The organism is Micromonospora yangpuensis, from assembly GCF_900091615.1.
Taxonomy (GTDB): Bacteria; Actinomycetota; Actinomycetes; order Mycobacteriales; family Micromonosporaceae; genus Micromonospora; species Micromonospora yangpuensis.
In genome coordinates, this window is the sequence record NZ_FMIA01000002.1 from 5,028,123 (window position 1) to 5,048,196 (window position 20,074).

15 protein-coding genes and 1 pseudogene are annotated in these 20,074 nt (G+C 72.6%); 1 reads left to right on the top strand and 15 read right to left on the bottom strand.

Features of this window, described 5'->3' with window-relative positions; translation table 11 throughout:
* Positions 1 to 93 precede the first annotated feature (93 nt).
* The 14 genes from GA0070617_RS22620 to GA0070617_RS22690 form a co-directional block, all read right to left on the bottom strand.
* Positions 94 to 630: a hypothetical protein gene (locus tag GA0070617_RS22620; RefSeq protein ID WP_091442222.1), complete on the bottom strand. Its 537-nt coding sequence runs from the start codon at positions 628 to 630 to the stop codon at positions 94 to 96.
* Entirely contained in the window at positions 630 to 2,531 is a 1,902-nt protein-coding gene (gene dnaG / locus GA0070617_RS22625) for a DNA primase (protein WP_091442227.1), read from the bottom strand. The genes GA0070617_RS22620 and dnaG overlap by 1 nt, the downstream gene beginning before the upstream one ends.
* A 154-nt stretch (positions 2,532 to 2,685) precedes the next feature.
* A complete protein-coding gene (locus tag GA0070617_RS22630; protein WP_091442231.1) occupies positions 2,686 to 4,341 on the bottom strand; it encodes a BCCT family transporter in 1,656 nt (551 codons plus the stop codon).
* Positions 4,342 to 4,506: 165 nt separating this feature from the next.
* Positions 4,507 to 5,337 (bottom strand): siderophore-interacting protein, encoded by an 831-nt coding sequence (locus GA0070617_RS22635; RefSeq protein ID WP_091442234.1) that lies wholly within the window; start codon positions 5,335 to 5,337, stop codon positions 4,507 to 4,509.
* Positions 5,338 to 5,386: 49 nt separating this feature from the next.
* Positions 5,387 to 6,712, bottom strand: a complete 1,326-nt coding sequence (locus tag GA0070617_RS22640) for a deoxyguanosinetriphosphate triphosphohydrolase family protein (RefSeq protein ID WP_229688463.1) — start codon at positions 6,710 to 6,712, stop codon at positions 5,387 to 5,389.
* A 158-nt stretch (positions 6,713 to 6,870) separates the two neighbouring features.
* Positions 6,871 to 8,373, bottom strand: a complete 1,503-nt coding sequence (locus GA0070617_RS22645; protein ID WP_091442239.1) for an FGGY-family carbohydrate kinase — start codon at positions 8,371 to 8,373, stop codon at positions 6,871 to 6,873.
* Positions 8,370 to 10,004 carry a fucose isomerase gene (locus GA0070617_RS22650; protein WP_091447064.1) on the bottom strand — a complete coding sequence of 545 codons (1,635 nt, stop codon included), beginning with the start codon at positions 10,002 to 10,004 and terminating at the stop codon, positions 8,370 to 8,372. The genes GA0070617_RS22645 and GA0070617_RS22650 overlap by 4 nt, the downstream gene beginning before the upstream one ends.
* Positions 10,005 to 10,027: 23 nt before the next feature.
* Positions 10,028 to 10,906, bottom strand: a complete 879-nt coding sequence (locus tag GA0070617_RS22655) for a dihydrodipicolinate synthase family protein (protein ID WP_139135741.1) — start codon at positions 10,904 to 10,906, stop codon at positions 10,028 to 10,030.
* Positions 10,903 to 11,940, bottom strand: a complete 1,038-nt coding sequence (locus GA0070617_RS22660; protein ID WP_091442247.1) for an exo-alpha-sialidase — start codon at positions 11,938 to 11,940, stop codon at positions 10,903 to 10,905. Before GA0070617_RS22660 ends, GA0070617_RS22655 begins: the two co-directional genes overlap by 4 nt.
* Positions 11,937 to 13,469 (bottom strand): tripartite tricarboxylate transporter permease, encoded by a 1,533-nt coding sequence (locus GA0070617_RS22665; protein WP_091442251.1) that lies wholly within the window; start codon positions 13,467 to 13,469, stop codon positions 11,937 to 11,939. The genes GA0070617_RS22660 and GA0070617_RS22665 overlap by 4 nt, the downstream gene beginning before the upstream one ends.
* Entirely contained in the window at positions 13,466 to 13,966 is a 501-nt protein-coding gene (locus GA0070617_RS22670; RefSeq protein WP_091442254.1) for a tripartite tricarboxylate transporter TctB family protein, read from the bottom strand. The genes GA0070617_RS22665 and GA0070617_RS22670 overlap by 4 nt, the downstream gene beginning before the upstream one ends.
* A gap of 1 nt (position 13,967) precedes the next feature.
* Complete coding sequence (locus GA0070617_RS22675; protein WP_091442257.1) at positions 13,968 to 14,933, bottom strand: tripartite tricarboxylate transporter substrate binding protein; 966 nt, start codon at positions 14,931 to 14,933, stop codon at positions 13,968 to 13,970.
* The gene (locus GA0070617_RS30765; protein WP_175440626.1) at positions 14,930 to 15,613 is read right to left on the bottom strand and encodes a GntR family transcriptional regulator; all 684 of its coding nucleotides are present in this window, start codon (positions 15,611 to 15,613) and stop codon (positions 14,930 to 14,932) included. Before GA0070617_RS30765 ends, GA0070617_RS22675 begins: the two co-directional genes overlap by 4 nt.
* Before the next feature lie 419 nt (positions 15,614 to 16,032).
* Entirely contained in the window at positions 16,033 to 16,383 is a 351-nt protein-coding gene (locus GA0070617_RS22690) for a VOC family protein (protein WP_091442261.1), read from the bottom strand.
* A gap of 304 nt (positions 16,384 to 16,687) precedes the next feature.
* Here GA0070617_RS22690 and GA0070617_RS22695 point away from each other — a divergent pair, with 304 nt between their 5' ends.
* A complete protein-coding gene (locus GA0070617_RS22695; RefSeq protein ID WP_091442264.1) occupies positions 16,688 to 17,185 on the top strand; it encodes a roadblock/LC7 domain-containing protein in 498 nt (165 codons plus the stop codon).
* Positions 17,186 to 17,202: 17 nt separating this feature from the next.
* Here GA0070617_RS22695 and ppdK read toward each other — a convergent pair.
* Positions 17,203 to 19,905, bottom strand: a pseudogene (gene ppdK, locus GA0070617_RS22700) (pyruvate, phosphate dikinase); the annotation flags it as partial.
* Between the last annotated feature and the right edge of the window lie 169 nt (positions 19,906 to 20,074).

Consider the following 20,074-nt stretch of genomic DNA (forward strand, 5'->3'; position numbering starts at 1 on the left):
GTCACCGTCCGCAGCCATGACCCGTCGCGGACCACCCCCAATCCCGCGAGGTCGATCACAACCCGGGCCGGACCCGCTCCTACATCCTCACGGTCAGAGGTTGGCGGGGGCGGTGGCGGCGCGGGCGGCGGCCACCAGCGCGTCGGTCTCGGCGCGCACCGCCTCGTCCTCGGCCGGGGTGCCGGGATCGTAGCGGACCGTCCAGGTCAGGCCGTCCACCCCGGGCACCCGCCGCGCGACGATCCGGCCGGCGCCGCCGGGCACCGCGTGATGCTGGGTGTACGCCACCGAGTTGGTGACCCGGGCCCGTACCTGGTGCGGCAGGTCCCCCGGGTCGAGCAGCAGGTACCGCTCCACCGGCAGGTCCGCCACCACCAGGTAGCCGTCCCGCTCGTGGGCCTGCTCGCCGGGGATGACGCCCAACTCCCGCCCGGACCAGGTGGCCTTGATGATCTCGTGCCAGCCCAACCGCTGCCCCCGGCCGGGCAGCCAGAGCCCGAGGTTGCTGGCGACCACCACGCCGTCGCCCTCGCCGTTGCCGACGGCCGCCCAGGCCAGCACCCGCTCGTCCCGCTCCAGCGGGGGCCGGTCGGTCGCCGGGAGCTTGCGCCGGCGTCGGAACAGTCCCATCACAGTCCTCCCGCGGCCTGCTCGCGCAGCGCCCTCGCGTGCTGCTCCAGCGAGAGCAGCTCCCCGAAGAGGGCGAAGTATTCGTCCTTGTTGGCCACCGGGTTGATCCGCTGGATCCGGGACTTGAGGTCGCGGATCCGACCGGTGACCGCGGCCCACTGCAACCGGGCCATGGTGACCGAGACGTACCGGGGATCCGGCTCGCCGTCGATCCGCAACGGCTCCACCGCCAACTCGCCGACCAGGGCCTGGGCGGCCAGGTCGGGGCAGGCGTCGCGGACCGAGGCGATCCAGTTGGCGCCACCGGTCGCCGCGGTCTCCCCCGCCGCTCCCCCGGCCGCCGCCACCGCGTCCCGGACCACCAGGTGTACGGGATGCCGGTACGCGTCCGCCTCGACGGTGTCGAACATCGGCCCGGCGAGCACCGGCACCTGGAGGGCGAGCTTCAGCGCCTCCCGTTCCACCATCGACTGCGGCCCGTCCGCCGCCGTCGGTGCCGGGCGGTTCGCCCCCCGGGCCGGCGGCTGCCCCGGGTCACGGCCGTCACCGGCGGTCAGCACGGCCCGCTGCACCGGCTCGATCTCCATGCCGAGGTCACCGGCGAGCTTGCGGACGTACTCGGGGCGTTTCTCCCGGTCCTTGATCTTGGCCACCAGCGGGGCGGCCCGGCGCATCGCCTCCACCCGGCCGTCGACGGTGTCCAGGTCGAAGCGGTTGATCACGTGGCGTAGCGCGAAGTCGACAAGCGGCTCGCGGCGGGCGACCAGGTCCCGCACGGCCAGGTCGCCCTTTGCCAGGCGGAGGTCGCACGGGTCCATGCTGTCCGGGCTGACCGCGATGAAGGTACGCCCGACGAAGCGCTGGTCGTCCTCGAAGGCCCGCAGCGCGGCCTTCTGGCCGGCGGCGTCCCCGTCGAAGGTGAAGATGATCTCGCCGGCCACCTCGTCGCTGTCCAGCAGGAGCCGGCGCAGCACCCCGATGTGGTCCGCGCCGAAGGCGGTGCCGCAGGTCGCCACCGCCGTCGGTACGCCGGCCAGGTGGCAGGCCATCACGTCGGTGTACCCCTCGACCACGACCACCTTTCCCTGCTTGGCGATCTCCCGTTTGGCCTGGTCGATCCCGTACAGCACGTGCGACTTCTTGTAGATCGGGGTCTCGGGGGTGTTGAGGTACTTCGGGCCGTCGTCGTCGTCGAAGAGCCGGCGGGCCCCGAAGCCGATCACGTCGCCGGTCAGGTCCCGGATCGGCCAGAGCAGCCGGCGGCGGAACCGGTCGATGAGCGAGCCGGAGCGCGCCGGCCGGGACAGCCCGGCGGTGACCAGCTCGTCGTGGCTGAAGCCCTGCTGACGCAGATGCCTGGTGAGCAGGTCCCAACCGTCGGGGGCGAAGCCGCAGCCGTACCGCAGCGCGGCGGCCCGGTCGAAGCCCCGGGTGGCCAGGAACTCCCGCGCCACCCGGGCCCCGGCCGTGCCGAGCTGCCCCTGGTAGAACTCGACGGCGGCGGCGTGCGCGGCGACCAGACGTTGCCGCTGCCCCGGCTGGGTCCGTGGCCGGGGGGTGCCGGAGTCGTTCTCGACGTACCGCAGCTGGATGCCGGCGCGGGCGGCGAGCCGCTCCACCGACTCCACGAAGCTGAGGTGCTCGGCATCCATCAGGAACTTGATCGCGTCGCCACCGGCGCCGCAGCCGAAGCAGTACCAGACGTTGCGCCCGGGTGAGACGTTGAACGACGGGCTCTTCTCGTCGTGGAACGGGCACAACCCCTTGAGGTTGCCGCCGCCGGCCGACCGCAGGGTCACCGTCTCGGAGATCACGTCGTCGATCGCGGTGCGTTCCCGGACCAGCGCGATGTCCTCGTCCCGGATCCGCCCAGCCATCGCACCACCCCCTCGATGCTCCATCCTGCCCTGCGCCGATGATCGCCGTCGCCTCGGGTACGCCCCCGCACCGCCGACGCCGGCGGGCCCCCACCCCGGTCGGGAGGGGGCCCGCCGGCCACCTGCCGGATCCGTCGCCACGGCGACGCGGGACGGTCGGGTCAGCGGGACGGTCGGGTCAGTTGCCCCGGCGGCGCAGGTAGCGCCGTACCGGAGGGGCGTTCTCCTCCTCGTACGACCGGCTTGCGCCGATCGCCTCGGGCAGACCGCGCCGACGGACCCCGGACGGCGGCGGGTTCACCGCCGGGTCACTGGACATCTCCTTGACCATGGCGGCGGCGAGGCAGAGCATCGCCAGGGTGAACGGCAGCGCCACCATGATGGTGGCCTGTTGCAGGGCGTCCAGCCCGCCGGCGAGCAGCAGCGACCCGGCGACGGCCCCGATCAGCACGCCCCAGACGACCACCACCCCGCGGTGCGGGCGCAACGCGCCGTGCGAGGTCAGCGAGCCGACCACCAGTGAGGCGGAGTCGGCGCTGGTGACGAAGTACAGCCCGATCAGCACCATGGCCAGCACGCTGGTCACCCCGGCCAGCGGCAGCGACTCCAACAGCCCGAAGAGGGCCTGCTCGGAGCCTTCCGCCGCGTCGGCGACCAGATCCCGGGAGCCGGTGGCCTGGGCCCGCAGCGCGCTGCCGCCCATCACCGCGAACCAGATCGTGCTGGCCCCGCTGGGCACCAGCAGGACGCCGATCAGGAACTGCCGCACCGTACGACCCCGGGAGATCCGGGCGATGAAGGTGCCGACGAACGGCGCCCAGGAGATCCACCACGCCCAGTAGAAGATCGTCCAGCCGCCCAGCCAGGCCTGGTCGGAGAAGGCCCCGGTCCGGGTGGACATGCTCACCAGGTTGCTCAGGTAGTCGCCGATGCTGGCCGGCAGCACCTCCAGGACGTAGATCGTCGGCCCGAGCACGAAGACGAAGAGCATCAGCCCGACGGCGAGCAGGATGTTGGTGGTCGACAGCCACTTGATCCCCCGGTGCAGCCCGGAGAAGGCCGAGAGCACGAAGGCCAGGGTGAGCGCGGCGATGATCACCAACTCGACCACGTCGCTCTCCTCGACCCCGACGACCAGGTTGAGCCCGGCGGCGATCTGCAGCGAGCCCAGCCCCAGGCTGGTGGCGGTGCCGAAGACGGTGGCGAAGACGGCCAGCAGGTCGATGCCCCGGCCGATCGGCCCGTCCGCCCGCGCGCCGATCAGCGGGTGGAAGGCCGCCGAGATCCGGTTGTCCCGCCCCTTGCGGAACATCGAGTACGCCAGGGCCAGCCCGACCACCGCGTAGATCGCCCACGGGTGCAGGGTCCAGTGGAACAGGGTCCACTGCATGGCGGCCGAGGCGGCGGGCCCGGTCTCCGGCTCCACCCCGGCGGCCGGCGCGGGGGTGGCGTAGTGCTGGATCGGTTCGGCGACGGCGAAGAAGACCAGCCCGATCCCCATCCCACCGGCGAACATCATCGCGATCCAGGCCAGATTGCTGAACTCGGGCTCGTCGCTGTCCTGGCCCAGCCGGATCCGGCCGAACCGGGAAACCGCCACCACCACGGCGAGCACCAGGAAGATGTTCGCCGCGATCACGAAGAACCACCCGAAGGTGTCGATCACCCAGTTCAGGCCGGACTCGCCGAAGCTGGCCAGCGAGTCCCGGCCGAGGAAGCCCCAGGCCACCACGGCCAGCACCCCGACGATACTCAGCGCGAGCAGGACCGGATCGGGCCGTCTGTCCACGCCCGGCTGCGCGTCCGGTGTCGCGGTCTCGGTCGACTCAGACATGTTTGCTCGTTTCACTCATGGGTACGGCCCATACCCATGGTGATCCACCGCTGAACGGGTTTGGCGGAAACGACCTCGTTTGAGCTGCTCGAATTTCGGTCAGCCCGACAAAACGGTCAGCTCACGGCGGCCAGTCGGGCTCAGCCGACGGCGGCCTCCTCCGCCTCAACCGACGGCGGCCTCTTCCGCCTCGACCTGGCGGTTCCAGTCGGGCTTGGTGGAGCGCCAGCCCTCGTCGTCCATCCCCCGCCGCCAGTAGCCGGAGATCGACAACTGCTCGCGGGGCACCCCCCGCTCGACCCGCAGCAGCCGCCGCAGCTCCTTGACGAAGGTCGCCTCGCCGTGCACGAAGGCGTGCACCGTGCCCGGCGGGAACTCCAGCGCCCGGACCGCGTCGACAAGCGCCTCGCCCACCGGCCGGCCGGCCCGGTGCAGCCAGGTCAGCTCCACCGCCCCCGGGCTGGTCAACTCCTGCTCCTCGGCCGCGTCGGCGACCTCCACGAAGACCCGGGCGGCGGCACCGCGCGGCAGCCGTGCCAGGGCCGCGCCGATCGCCGGCAACGCGCTCTCGTCACCGACCAGCAGATGCCAGTCCGCCGTGGGACTCGGCGCGTACGCCCCGCCGGGGCCGACGAAGTACACCGGGTCGCCGGGGCGCAACGCCGCCGCCCACGGGCCGGCCAACCCCTCGTCGCCGTGGTGCACCACGTCGATGGTCAACTCCGCGGCCACCGGATCGAAGGCCCGCACCGTGTACGCCCGCAGCCGTGGCCAGTGCGCCCGGGGCAGGTCCCGCTTGATCGCGGCCAGCTCCATCGGCTCCGGATAGGTCACCCCGGGCACCGGGAAGACCAGCTTGACGTAGTGGTCGGTGAACTCGCCCACCGGCAGGCCGACCAACTCCGCACCGCCGAGCACCAGCCGGACCAGGTGGGGGGTGGGCCGCTCGGTGCGTACCACCTGGGCGGTCGTGACCTTCTTCGGGCGCTCCGTCATGCCACTTAGGTTACCCTAACTGCGCAGCGGCCCGGCCCGCCCCCACCGGTCAGCGGCGGGCGGTCAACCGGCGGTGCCAGGCCACTGCGGCCGGGTCGGTAAGCGAGGCCACCTGGTCGATCACCACCCGCAGCCGGGCCGCGTCGTCGGCGGCGGCCCGCCACAGCGGCGCGAAGACCGGATCCAGAGCCTGCGGGGCGCCGGCGACCAGCGCCGCCACCAGCTCGGCGAGCACCTCCCGCTGCCGGGCGTACCGCTGCTCGGCACCGGGTCGACGCATCACGTACCGCAACGCCATCCCCTTGAGCAACGCGCACTGGGCGCGTACCCGGGTCGGCACGACCAGGTCCGCGGCGTAGCGGTGGTGCGGTCCGGGGCCGTGCCGGGCCTCGGTCGCCGCCACCGCCGCGGCCACGAACCGGCCGGTCAGCAGGCTGGTGGTGGCCTTCAGGGCGACCTGCGCGCGGTGGCTGCCGTCGTAGCCGGCCAACCCGGCCACCGCCGGCTCGGCGAGCAGGTCGGCCAGCACCCCGGCCAGGTCGGCGGCGCTCTCGGTGGAGTAGGTGGCGGCGACGTCCGCACAGAGCGCGGCCCGCTCGGCCGGATCGGCCAACAACGGCCCCAGGACCACATAGCCGCCGTGTACGCCGTCCTCCACGTCGTGCACCGAGTACGCCACGTCGTCGGCCCAGTCCATCACCTGCGCCTCCAGGCACCGCCGAGGTTCGGGCGCCGCCTCCAGGCCGCGCCGCGCCGCCTCGGGCGCCGCCTCCAGGCCGCGCCGCGCCGCCTCCGGGTCGCGGGCCGTCGGCTCCGGTGCTCCCCTGCGCAGCCAGTCGAAGACGGGGCGGTCGTCGGCGTACACCCCGAACTTGCGCTGCCCCGGGCGGCGCGGCCAGGGATACTTGCCGGTGGCGTCGAGGGTGGCCCGGGTCAGGTTGAGCCCCACGGAGCTGCCGTCGGCGGCGACGACCTTGGCCTCCAGCCGGGTCAACACCCGCAGCGTCTGTGCATTGCCCTCGAACCCGCCGCAGCCGGCGGCCAGCAGGTCCAGGGCGGCCTCCCCGTTGTGCCCGAACGGCGGGTGCCCCAGGTCGTGAGCCAGCCCGGCGGTGTCCACCACGTCCGGGTCGCAGCCCAGCCGGGCCCCCATCTCCCGGGCGATCTGCGCCACCTCCAGCGAGTGGGTCAGCCGGGTACGCAGGAAGTCGTCGCTGCCGGCGGTGTGCACCTGGGTCTTGGCGGCCAGCCGGCGGAACGCCGCCGAGTGCAGCACCCGGGCCCGGTCCCGCTGGTACGCCGACCGCCCGTACCCGCTGTCCTTGGCCGGCTCGTCGACCCGCCGCTCCTCCGGCAGCCCCGCCGGACAGCTCACGATCCCCCCTCCCACCCCCCTGGATGCAAGGAAGGGCCCCCTATTAACGCATACGGTAGAGAAGGTCACCCCTCTCACCTTGGAAGGCGTGGGAGCCGAGGCCGGGCTGCGGGGATCAGCGCCCGTTGTTAGAGGGGTGTCCCGCTATACAGAAAGCGTTAACAGGGGGCCCTTCCTTGCAGGGTGGCTAGGTGGTGGATTTGGGGGCGGGTGGAGTGGTACAGCGCCGTGTAGGCGGCGTAGAGGGGGTCGTAGGTGGTGGCCGTTGACGGGTCGGGGCGGACGATCTCGCCGGGGCGGGTCCAGTCGGTGTCCGGGGCGACCAGGCCGGCGCCGATCGCGGCCAGCAGGGCGTCGCCGTAGCTGGCCCCGATGGTCACCGCCGGCACCTCCTGTTCCCGGCCGGTGACGTCGCTGACGATCTTCGTCCAGAGCCCGCCCTGGGTGCCACCGCCCACCGCGACCAGCCGCTGGACCGGGTTGGCCGGGGTGTCGAGCAGTTCCAGGATCTGCCGGATGCCGTAGGCGATGCCCTCGTAGACGGCCCGGAACAGGTGACCCCGGCCGTGCCGCAGGGTCAGGCCGGCGATCACCCCCCGGGCGTCCGGGTCGAAGATCGGGCTGCGCTCGCCGGCGAAGTACGGCAGCAGCAGCAACCCGTCGGAGCCGGCCGGCACCCGCGCCGCCTCGGCGACCAGGGTCTCGAACGGTACGTCGCCGACGAGTTCGCGAAGCCAACCGGTGAGGCTGCCCGAGGTGGCCATCCCGGCGGCCAGGCAGTACGTGTCCGGGGCGACCCCGGCGGTGTTCCACAGCTGCGGGTGCCGGGCGACCGCGGCCAACTGCTGGACGAAGAACATGGTGGAGCCGTACATCAGCATCAGGTCGCCGGGGGCGCGGACGCCGACGCTCACCGACTCCGCCCAGGCGTCCACGGTGCCGGCGCAGACCGGGGTGCCCACCGGCAGGCCGGTCGCCTCGGCCGCCGCCGGGGTCACCGTGCCGACGACCTCGGCCGACCAGGCCAGCCTCGGCGCGGGCAGCCCCGCCATGATCTCGTCGTACCAGGGCTGGTGCCACCGCCGGGCCTCCAGGTCGTACAGCGGCACGGACTGGCTGGCGGTGTGGTGGTCCAGGACGTACTCGCCGGTCAGCTTCCGGACCACGTACGAGCTGGAGTTGTACCACCGGGTGGCGCGGTCCCAGACCTGTGGTTCCCGGCGACGTACCCAGAGCGCCTTGGGGCCGACGGCCTGGCTGGTGATCGGCGTACCGGTGCGCCGCAGCACCTCGTCGGCGCCGTACCGGTCGGTCAGCTCGGCGATCTCCTCGGTGGCCCGCATGTCGACGCCGTAGAGGATCGCCGGTCGGACCGGGTTGTCCTGCTCGTCGCAGAGCACCAGGCAGGGGCCGACGCCGCTGACGCAGACGGCGGCGACCGGGGCGTCCTGCGCGGCGGCGGTCAGCTCCGCGGCGATGGCGGTCACGTCGCCCCACCAGACCGCCTCGGCGTCGACCTCGGCCCACCCTGGGTGGGGCATGGACATCGACCGGGGGCGGTGCCGCACGGCGGTGGCCAGCACCTGGCCGGCGGCGTCGGTGAGCACCCCCTTGCTGCTGCCGGTGCCGAGGTCGATGCCGATCAGCAGCGGTGCGGTCACAGGCTCACCTCACCGCAGAGGTGCACCTGCAGGCCCAGCTCGGCGAACATGGCGGCCTTGGCGGCCAGCGCCGCGTCGGCGGTGGCGGCGTCCGGGGCGTACACCACGTTGAGGTGGTTGGCCTTGTGCCGGGCCATCAGCTGGTCGCGGCCGACGCCGTGCAGGACGGCGTGCATGATCGGCCACTGCGGGGTGGTGGCGTCCAGCCGACGCCGGGTCTCCTCGGCGGGCAGTTCGACGGCGGTGCCCCGGCCCAGGTCGACGTGGAGGACGCCGTCGGCGATGAAGACCCGGGACCAGATGATCTCCCCCGGCTTGGACACGCCGCTGAGGGTGCCGCCGCCGAGCGGGAAGTACATCGGCGGCTGGCGCATGCTCCAGCTCTTGTCGTACCCGCCGTTGTGTGCGGCCGGCACCGAGCCGGAGATCTCCATGACCCAGACGAACCGGCCGTCGTACTCCTCGCCCCAGCGGATGTCGTGCAGGGTGGTCGCCGGGTCCAGCCCCATCGCGGTCCAGATCCGGTTGGTCACCAGGGAGTCCACGGCCACCCCCTCGTCGACCTCGTTGAAGTGCGGCAGGGCGACGCCGGGGTACAGCTCCCGGGAGCCGTCGCGGCTGCGCACCGGCGGGCGGGACACGTCGTTGAGCAGCCCCTCGACCAGGTCGCTGGCCGGGACGACGTCCTTGAGGCCCTGCTGGTACTGGATGCCCACCGCGTCCAGGCCGAAGTCGTCGGAGATCCGCAGCGCGGCGACGTACATCTTGAACTGGCTGTGCAGTTGGGCGTCGGTCAGCTCGGTGGCCTCGTCGGTGCCGGTGTGGAAGGTCAGCCCGGCGGCGTCCAGCCAGTCCCGCACGGCCTGCGCCTCGGCGTCGGTCACCTTGGCCATCTCGGCGACCAGGGCGCTCTGCGACAGCCGCTCCTTGTAGATGCCGAGCGGGTTGAGCAGCTCGTCGTCGATGATGGCGTTGTACATGCCCATGCAGCCCTCGTCGAAGACGCCGATGATGGCCTTCTCCCGGATGAGCTGGGCGGCCAGCGCCCGACCGAGGCGTACCTCGTCGGTGTCCGGCAGCGCCGGCAGGTCCCGTACGTGGCTCTGGTCGTGCTCCAGCGTGCCGGTCTCCAGCCAGGTCCGCAGCCCGGCGACCGCCCAGTCGTCGGTGAACGCCTCGCTCCACAGGATGGAGTGGGCCACCCCGGCCTTGGTCAGGCTGGCGGTCAGCCCGAGCAGCCCGACCAGGCCGGGGAACTCGCCGCTGAAGTTCGCCACCACCAGGATCGGCCCGCGGTGGGTCCGCAGCCCGGCCAGGACGTGGTGGCTGTACTGCCAGACCGCCTCGGCGACGATCAGCGGCGCGTCCGGCGGGATCGACTTGAACACCTCGATGCCCTGCCGCTGGCTGGCGATGAAGCCGTGCCCGGCGGCCTCGTCGACCGGGTGGGCCCGCTGGACCCGGTGGCCCAGGGCGGTGACCGCCCGCTGGAGGTCGGCCTCGAACTGCCGCTGCACCGGCCAGCAGGTGACGTTGGCGCTGGGCCGCAGGTCACCACTGGCGACGGTCCAGACCACGCCGGGCTCGGCCCGGGGTGCGTCGGTCAACGCGGGAAAGGTGTAGCTGCTCACGAGGTGCTCCATTCAGACGGGGTTCAGAGCAGGTCGGCGATGTCGGCTTCGAGGGCGCGGCGGTCGGCCGGGGAGATCGGGTCCAGCGGAGCGCGTAGGCCGCTGGCGGGCAGGCCGCGTACCTCGAGGACGGCCTTGAGGTGGGCGAGGTTGCCCTGCCGGGTGGCGGCCACCGCCTGCAGGGAACGGTCCCGGGCCGCCGCGACGGCCGTGGGGTCGCCGCCGCGCAGGGCGTCGCGCAGCGCCAGGAACGGCGCCGGCAGCGCCGAGCTGACCCCGGAGACCACGCCCGCGCCGCCGAGCCCGACCACCTCGACGAACTCCGAGTCGGCCCCGGAGTAGACAGGTACGTCCCGGTCGGCCAGGGCGCCGAGGTAACCGGTCAGCTCGGCGCTGGCCACCCCGCTGAGCTTGACCCCGGCCAGGCCGGTGTCGACCAGCCGGGCGAGCAGGGCCGGGGAGACCACGGTGGTGGTCCGGGCGGCGAAGAGGTACCCGAACACCGGCACCCCGGCGGCGGCGGTCACCACGGTCTCGTAGTAGTCCAGCAGGGCCGACTCGGTGGCCGGGAAGTAGTGCGGGGTGAGCGCGGCGAAGCGGGCAGCGCCCCGGTCCACGGCGGCCCGGGTGAGCCGCTCGGCCTGGCGGGTGGAGGCGTGACCGACGTGCCAGTACGTCCGCTGCGGGCCGAACGCCTCGGCCGCGGTGGCGCAGACGGCCAGCCGCTCGGTGTCGCTGAGGGTGGTGAACTCCCCGGTGGTGCCGGCCACGAACACCCCGTCCAGGGGCTGCTCGGCCAGCTGCTCGTAGGCCGCCCGGGTGGCGGCCAGGTCAACCTCGCCGGCGGTGTCGAAGAGGGTCGGTACCGCGCTGATCAGGTTCGCGACGGGGCGGGCGGTCATGGTGTGCACTCCGGTTCGAGGGGGTCGAGCAGGGCGAGCACGATGCCGCGCCGCTGCCAGGTGTAGGTCACGGCGAGCCGGTCCCCGGCGGCGACCAGGCAGGGGTAGGAGAACTCGTTGACCCCGGTGGTCGAGACCCCCGAGTCGGCGGGCCGGTAGCCCTCGCCGGCCGCGTCGTCGAGGGACTCCTCCAGGGTCAGCCAGGGGCGGAAGGTGTCGCCCGGGGCGGGTTCGGCGGTCGAGACGGAGACCACCAGGGGTGCCCGGCTGGCCCAGTCGCCGACGGTGGGGTTGTGGGCCAGGTAGACGGTGTCGCCGAGCCGCAGGGCGGCGATCCCGGAGTTGTTGTTGGGCACCGCGCTGAGCGTCCCCGGTGTCCAGCTCTGCCCGTCGTCGTGGCTGGTGGCGGTGACGAGCCGACCCGCGGTGCTGCGGGCCAGCAGCCGGACCGTGCCGTCCGGGGCCGGCCAGAGGGTGGGCTGGATGGCCCCCGCGCCGGGAAAGGTGTCGTGGTCGAGGGCGATGTCCGGGGTACGCCGCCAGGTTCGGCCGTCGTCGTCGCTGAGGTCGACGAAGCAGTCCCAGCGTGGGCGCTCCCCCCAGGTCTCGGTGGAGGCCCCGGCGAGCAGCCGGCCGGAGGGCAGCCGCAGCGGCGGCAGGCGCACCGGCCCCCGCCCGCCGGGCCGGCCGTCGGCCAGCACCGTCGGCACCGACCAGGTCCGTCCACCGTCGAGCGACCGGACCTGGTACGTGACCCACGCCGAGATGGTCGTACCGACCTTGAACCAGAGCACCAGTTCCCCGGTGGTACGCCGGTGCAGCACCGGGTTCCAGCAGGGGGCGAGGTCGGCGCTGACCACCACCGGCGCGGTCCACCGGTCGGCCGCGCCGACGCTGAGCCAGATCCGGGAGTTGGCCGCCCCCTCGTGGTCGCCGGCGAACCAGGCGACCACGAAGGAGTCGTCGACCGGGCAGACGGTGCTGCCGTGGCACTGCCCCGCGACGTCCCGGACGACGAAGTGCCGCGTCGTCACCGGTTCGCCCCGGCGGGCACCGGTGGGTCGGTCGGGGTGTCGCTGCCGTCGGTGCCGTTGCGGCCGGCCCGACGCCGGCCGCGGATCCGGGGCACCACGACCGCCAGCACGCCGAGCACGAGCAGGCCCATCGCGATCGGGCTGGTGTAGATGGTCTCCAGCCCGCCCAGCTCCATCGAGCGGCGGAAGTTCCGCTCGGCCAGCGGGCCGAGGATCAGGCCGAGCACGATCGGGCCGGCCGGGAAGCCGTACCGGCGTAGCAGCAGGCCGAGCACGCCGAACAGGAGCATGACCCCGACGTCGAAGACGCTGGTGTTGACCGCGTACGTGCCGACGACGCAGAAGGCCAGGATCACCGTCCAGAGGAACCGGTCGGGCAGTTCGAGCAGCTTGGCCACGCCGCGCATCCGCAGCAGGCTCAGCCCCAGGGTAAGCACGGTGGCGACCAGCATGATGCCGGCGATCGAGTAGACCAGGTCCGGCTGCGAGGAGAAGAGCCCCGGTCCGGGCTGGATCCCCCAGATGATCATCGAGCCGAGCATGACCGCCATCACCGAGTCACCGGGTACGCCGAGGGCGAGGGTGGTCAGCACCGACCCGCCGACGCCGGCGTTGGAGGCGGCGTCGGGAGCGGCCACGCCCTCCAGGGAGCCCTTGCCGAACTTCTCCGACTCCTTGGAGACCCGCTTGGCCTGGTTCCAGGCGACGATGCCGCCGATGTCGCCACCGACGGCCGGCAGCACGCCGACCACGGTGCCGACGGCCGACCCCACGGCGACCGGCTTGATCAGTTGCTTGTTCTCCTGCCTGGTCGGCCACCAGCGGCCGAAACTGGTGATCGCCTTCTGCTGGCTCCGGCGGCGGGAGATCATCTGGCTGAACACCTCGGCGATACCGAACAGACCGATGATCACCGCGATGAACGGGACCCCCTCGATCAGCTGCGGGATGCCGAAGGTGAAGCGGTCCGAGCCGTCCATCGGGTCCCGGCCGATGGTGCCCAGGCCGAGGCCGAACAGGCCGGCGATCAGGCCCTTGAGCAGCTGCTTGCCGGAGACCTCGACCATCATGGTCAGGCCGAAGATCACCAGGGCGAACATCTCCGGCGAGCCGAACCGCATGGCCAGGGTGCTCAGCGGGATCGCCGCCACCATCAACACGCCGATGCCGACGAAGCCACCGATCGCCGAGGCGAAGGCCGACGCGGTCAACGCCAGACCGGCCCGGCCCTGCTTGGCCATCGCGTACCCGTCGAAGGTGGTGGCGATCGAGGCGGGCGTGCCTGGCGTGTTGATCAGGATGGCCGGGACCCGGTCGCCGAACTGCGCGGCGATCAGGATGGTCAGCAGCACCGCCAGGCCCGGCAACGGGTCCATGGTCAGGGTGAAGGCGCTGGCCAGGGCGATCGCCATGGTGGCGGTGATGCCGGGGAAGGCGCCCACCAGCATGCCGATCGCCGCGCCGGCGACGATGCAGAGCAGCATCTGCAGGGAGAGCAGGGCACCGAAGCCCTCGACCAACGCGTTCACAGCGGCACCCTCAGCAGCAGGCCGAACAGGACGTAGATGACGACCGTCACCCCGGCGGGGAAGAGCAGCAGGTCCTTGATCCCCCGGCCGCCCGCGATCCCGATCAGGGCGGCGACGAAGACCAGTCCGGAGATCAGGAAGTGCACGTAGTACCAGAGCAGCCCGAAGGCGACCGTGGCCGCGAGGAAACCGGCCACCCGGACGACCCCCGACCGGGTGGCGGGGCCGTCGTCCTCGTCATCGTCGTCGGCCCTGGTCGGCGTACGGACGAAGGCGGAGACGATCTGCAGGACCGACAGGCCGATGATCCCGAAGGCGAGCGCTTCGGGCCAGATCCGCGGGCTGACCGCCAGCGCCCGGGTGGGCAGCTCGATCGAGCGGGCCAACCCGAGGAAGACGACGCCCAGCACCAGGAAGACCGCCCCCAGTGCCGCCTCACGCCAACGCGCGGCGGCGGCACCGGGGTCACCCTGGATCGGCGGGTGGTGGGTGGCCATGTCAGCCGTAGATCTGACCGAAGCGGTCGAACTCGGCCTGGGCGAACTGGCTGGCCTCGTCGGGCGAGGTCGCCAGCGGGGTGTTGCCGGCCTTGGTCATCACGTCCTTGAAGGTCTGCGAGGAGGCGGCCTTCTGCACGGCCTCGGCCAGCCGCTGCTTGACCTCGTCGGGCAGGCCGGCGGGGGCACCCATCAGGCCCCAGCCACCGATCACCACGTCGACGCCCTGCTCCTTGCCGGTGGGCACGTCCGGCAGCGCGGAGACCCGCTCCGGGGCCAGCACGGCGAGGACCCGCAGCTGGTTGTTGGCCGCCGCGGCGGCGGACTCGCTGACCCCGGCCATCACGGCCTGGACCTCACCGGAGACACCCGCGGCCACGGCCGGGGCACCGCCGTCGTACGGCACCGGCTTGAAGGTCGCCCCGGCGGCCTCGCCGAGGGCGATGGTGGCGGCCTCCCAGATCGCGCCGGCACCGGAGTTGGAGACGGTGATCGTGCCCGGCTTCTCCTTGGCCGCGGCGAGCAGGTCGTCCAGGGTCCGGTACGGGCTGCTGGCCGGCACCGACAGGGTCGCCGGGGCGTTCATGACCTGCCCGAGGATGGTGTACTGGTCGGGCTTGATGTCGGCGCCCTGGTGGCCGAGCATCGACACCTCGACCGGGATGAAGCCGATGGCGTACCCGTCGGCGGGCCGGTCCTTGAGGTAGGTCAGGCCGACCCGACCGCCGCCGCCTGTTCGGTTCTCCACCACAATCGACCGACCGAGGTCCGCCTCCAGCTCCTTGGCCAGGGTCCGGGCGGTCAGGTCGGACCCACCGCCGGCACCGGCGTGCACCACCAGGGTGAGGTCCTTCTCGGGGTAGTTCTCGGCCGAGCCGGCCTCGCTGCCGCCCCGGTCGGCGCAGCCGGTCACCACGAGGGTGCCGGCCACGGCGAGGGCGGCGAGCCGCAGCATTCGTGATTTCATGGTTGGTTCTCTCTCTGGACGGGGGTGGGGGGAATCGCGGAGCGCAGCCGCGAGCAGGTCGTCTGCAGGTGGCGGTGCAGCTCGGCGCGGACTTCGGCGACCTTGCCGGCGGTGATCAGCGCGGCGAGGTCGTGGTGCTCCCGCGCCGAGGGCGCGAGGTCGGCCAGCCGCTTGCCGGAGGCGTGCAGCAGACCCTCGATGGTCGGGCGGAACTGGTCCCACAGGACGCTGAGCCGGGTAAGCCCGGCGGCGGCGAAGAACGCGCTGTGGAACCGGAGGTCCGCCGTGGTGAAGGCGGACGAGTCGCGGGCGGCCAGGGCGGCGTCCATGTCGACCAGGGCGACCCGCAGGTCACGGGCGAGCACCTCGCGCCGTACGGCGATGGCACGTTCCACCGCCAACAGCTCGAAGGCCTCCCGGAGCGCCATCAGCTCGTCGATGTCCGCCTCGCTGAGCGAGCGGGTGACCGCGCTGCGACCGGAGCCGGTGACCAACCCCTCCGACCGCAGGATCCGGATGGCGTCGCGCACCGGACCCCGGCTGACCTGGAACGAGTCGGCCAGTTCCTCCTCCACGAGGCGGGTTCCCGAGGGTACGTCGCCCACGATGATGCGACGGCGCAGCTCGGTGGCCAGCTTCTCGCCGAGGGACTCCACCCTGATCGGCCTGACGTCCAACACGTTGTCCTCCTGATAACTGTTAACAGTTAACACTCGCTTCGTCCGCCGGTCAACGGGGAGTTGCGAGCAAGTTTCACGATGTTTCACACCGACATCGCCGCAGGTGGAAGCCGGTGTCCGAGTCCGCGCCCGGATGTTGCCCCCGGTCGGCGGCCCGACAGGCGCGTACCAGATCCTGGGAAGAAGGAGTGGTCGCCGGACGGCCAGGCCCGCCCCGGGCAGCCCTCGACGGCGGGACGAGCCGCCCCGGCGGCCATGAAGCGGCGGCGCAGACCGCCCCGGGTAGCCCTGGGCGGCGGTGCAGACCGCCCCGGCGGCCCTGGGTGGCGGTGCAGACCCGCCCCGGCGGCCATGAAGCGGCGTGCGGACCGCCCCGGGTGGCCCTGGGCGGCGAGGCGGTGGTCGGTCGGCGGGGCCGGTCAGTCGGCCGGCAGGACCCGGAACTCGTTGCCCTCCGGGTCGGCCAGCATGGTCTGGCCGGTCCGCTCCCCCCGCCCCACGTCCACGTGGCGGGCACCCATGTCGACCAGCCGTTCGACCTCGGCCTCCTGGTCGCTGGGGCGCAGGTCGAGGTGGAGCCGGTTCCTGGCCTGCTTGTCGTCGGCCACCGCCACGAAGACGATGCCCGGCAGCCGGTCCGCCGACTGCCGGATCTCGACGGCGTCCGGTCGCTCGTCCACGATCCGGTAACCCAGAGCCTCGGCCCACCACCGGGCCAGCCGGGCGGGATCGCGGGCGTCGACGGTCAACTGGGCCCAGTTGCTGGTCACGCCCCCACCCTCCGGGCAACGAAGAGCACGTCCACACTGTACCGACCGCTGGCCTGGTTCATCGCGCACCCTCCGGGGGGATCCGACAGTTCGGGCCCGCTCAGGTTACGCCCGGACCGGCGGTACGGCTCGGCGGCGATCGACCCCACCCGCCGGGGACAACCACCGATCAGGCAACCTTTGTCGACCGATCGTTGCCAGTCCAGGGATCGCGCCTGCCGTCCAGCCACCGGTAGCGTTCTGGCAGCAGAACGTGACCGGCGACCGAGACATCTGAAGAGCACGACCGCGAGGAGAGACGATCGTGAACCCAGACGCGGTGATGGTGACGGAGATGCAGGCCCTGCACCGACGCTGGCCGGAGCTCACCGGCGGGGTGTTGGCCGGTACGGACGGACTGCTCATCGCCAGTGACCTGCCGGCCACCGACGCCACCCATCTGGCGGCCCTGGTCGCGGCCAGCTTCGGGCTCGGACAACGGATGGCCGACACCGTCGGTCGGGGCGAGTTCCACGACTCGGTGCTGCGCACCTCGACCGGACACGTGATCACCTGCCCCGCCGGCCTGTACGCGGTGCTCGCCCTGATCTGCCGACCCGTCGGCGACCTGGCGGGGCTACGGTCGGCGGCCCGGGAGGTGGCCCGCCGGGCCGGCGCAGCCTTCGACGCGCACCGCGTCGGCGTGGCGGCGGTCAGCCTGACCCAGGGACACGCCCCGCTGGCCGTCCGCACCCCGATGGCCACCCTCCCGGCGCAGCTGCGCCGCAGCCGCCCCACCGCCTGGCGACGCCCCCCGATCTGAGGCCGCGCCAGCCGACCTCAGCGGCTGTCCGAGCCGTTGGTCTGCACGGCTGCCCGGCCGGCCTCCAGCCGGGCCACCGGCACCCGGAACGGTGAGCAGGAGATGTAGTCCAGGCCGACCCGGTGGAAGAAGTGCACCGAGTCGGGGTCCCCGCCGTGCTCGCCGCAGACCCCGAGCTTCAGTTCGGGGCGGGCGGCCCGGCCCTCCTCGGCGGCGATCCGTACCAGCCGCCCCACCCCGTCGGCGTCGATCGACTCGAACGGCGAGATGCCGAAGATGCCCAACTCCAGGTACCGCCAGAAGAAGGCCCCCTCGACGTCGTCGCGGGAGAAGCCCCAGCCCATCTGGGTCAGGTCGTTGGTGCCGAAGGAGAAGAACTCGGCGGCCTCGGCGATCTGACCGGCGGTCAACGCCGCCCGGGGTACCTCGATCATCGTGCCGATCAGCACCTCGACGCCGCTCTCCCCGACCACCTCAGCGATGATCTTCTCGGCTTCGGCGCGTACCGTCTCCAGTTCCTGGACCGCGCCGACCAGCGGGACCATGATCTCCGGCCGGGCCACCGACCCGGCCCGGGTGACCGCGACGGCGGCCTCGGTGATCGCGCGGACCTGCATCGCGAACAGCCCCGGGATGACCAGGCCGAGCCGGACCCCGCGCAGGCCGAGCATCGGGTTCTCCTCGTGCATCCGGCGCACGGCGGCGAGCAGCGCCTCCTCCTTGGCCACGTCCTCGCCGCGTTCCTGGGCGACCGCCACGTCCACCGCGAGCTGCTCCAGCGGCGGCAGGAACTCGTGCAGCGGCGGGTCGATCAGCCGGACCGTCACCGGCAGCCCGGCCATCTCGCGGAAGATCTCCTCGAAGTCGGCGCGCTGCAACGGCAACAGCGCGGCCAGCGCCGCCGCCCGGTCGTCGTCGACGCGGGCCAGGATGAGCCGTTCCACCAGCTCCCGGCGGTCGCCGAGGAACATGTGCTCGGTGCGGCAGAGCCCGATGCCCTCGGCGCCGAAGCGCCGGGCGCGGGCCGCGTCCGCGCCGGTGTCGGCGTTCGTCCGGACCGCCAGCCGCCGCCGACCGTCGGCGTGCGTCATGATCCGGTGTACGGCCCGCACCAGCGCGTCGTCGCTGCGCTCCGGGTCGAGGTCACCCTCGAAGTAGCGGACCACCTCGGACTCCGTCGACGGCACCTCACCCAGGTACACCTTGCCGGTGGTGCCGTCGATCGAGACGACGTCGCCCTCGACGACGGTCTGCCCGGCGACGGTGAACCGGCGGCGTGGCACGTCGACGTCGATCCCGTCGGCACCGGAGACACAGGTCTTGCCCATCCCCCGGGCCACCACGGCGGCGTGGCTGGTCTTACCGCCGCGGGAGGTCAGGATGCCCTGGGCGGCGATCATGCCGTTGAGGTCGTCCGGGTTCGTCTCCCGCCGGACCAGGATCACCGGCTTTCCCGCCCCGGCCACCTCGACGGCGCGGGCCGAGGTGAAGACCACCTGCCCGCTGGCCGCGCCGGGGGACGCGCCGATGCCGGTGGCGACCGGCTCGATACCGTGGTCGAGCTGGAAGCGGGGGAACATCAGCTGGGCGAGCTGGGCGCCGTTGACCCGGTGCAGCGCCTCGTCCAGGTCGATCAGGCCCTCGTCGACGAGCTGCCCGGCGATGACGAAGGCGGCGGCGGCCGTCCGCTTGCCCACCCGGGTCTGCAGCATCCAGAGCTTGCCGCGCTCGATAGTGAACTCGATGTCGCACAGGTCCAGGTAGTGCCGCTCCAGCCGGGCCATGATGTCCAGCAGTTCGTCGTACGACCGCTTGTCGCACCGCTCCAACTCCTGCAACGGCACGGTGTTGCGGATGCCGGCGACCACGTCCTCACCCTGGGCGTTGGCCAGGTAGTCGCCGTAGATGCCCTGGTTGCCGGTGGCCGGGTCACGGGTGAAGGCGACGCCGGTGCCGGAGTCCGGGCCGAGGTTGCCGAAGACCATCGCCACCACGTTGACCGCCGTGCCGAGGTCGGCCGGGATCCGCTCCTGCCGCCGGTAGAGCACCGCGCGTTCGGCGTTCCAGGAGGCGAAGACCGCCCGGATCGCCAGGTCGAGCTGCTCCCGGGGGTCCTGCGGGAACTCCCGGTCGGTGTGCGCCTTGAAGATCTGCTTGTACGCACCGACCAGCCCACGCAGGTCGTCGGCGGTCAGGTCCAGGTCGTTGGTCGTACCCTTGGCGCGTTTGACCTCGTCGAGGGCGTGCTCGAACTCCTCGCCCGGCACCTCGCAGACGGTCTTGCCGAACATCTGGATCAACCGGCGGTACGAGTCCCAGGCGAACCGGTCACCGCCACCTCCGCCGTGGGCCTGCCGGCTGAGCCCGACCACGCTGGCGTCGTTGAGCCCGACGTTGAGCACCGTCTCCATCATGCCGGGCATGGAGAACTTCGCCCCGGAGCGTACCGAGACCAGCAGCGGGTCCCCGGGGTCACCGAGACGCTTGCCCCGCGCCCGCTCCAACGCGGCCAGGTGGGCGGCGATCTGCTCGGCCAGCCCGTCCGGCTCCCGACCGGTGGCCAGGTACGCCTGGCACGCCTCAGTGGTGACGGTGAAGCCGGGTGGCACCGGCAGCCCGAGGTTGGTCATCTCGGCGAGGTTGGCCCCCTTGCCGCCGAGCAGGTCCTTGAGTTCCTTGTTGCCCTCGGTGAAGTCGTAGACGTACTTCCGTCGTGCTGTCGCCGTCCCGTGCGCTGTCGCCGTCTCGTGCGCTGTCGCCGTCTCGTGCGCTGTCGCCGTCTCGTGCGCTGTCGCCGTCTCGTGCGCTGTCGCCGTCTCGTGCGCTGTCGCCCGTCCCGTGCGCTGTCGCCGTCCCGTGCGCTGTCGCCGTCCCGTGCGCTGTCGCCGT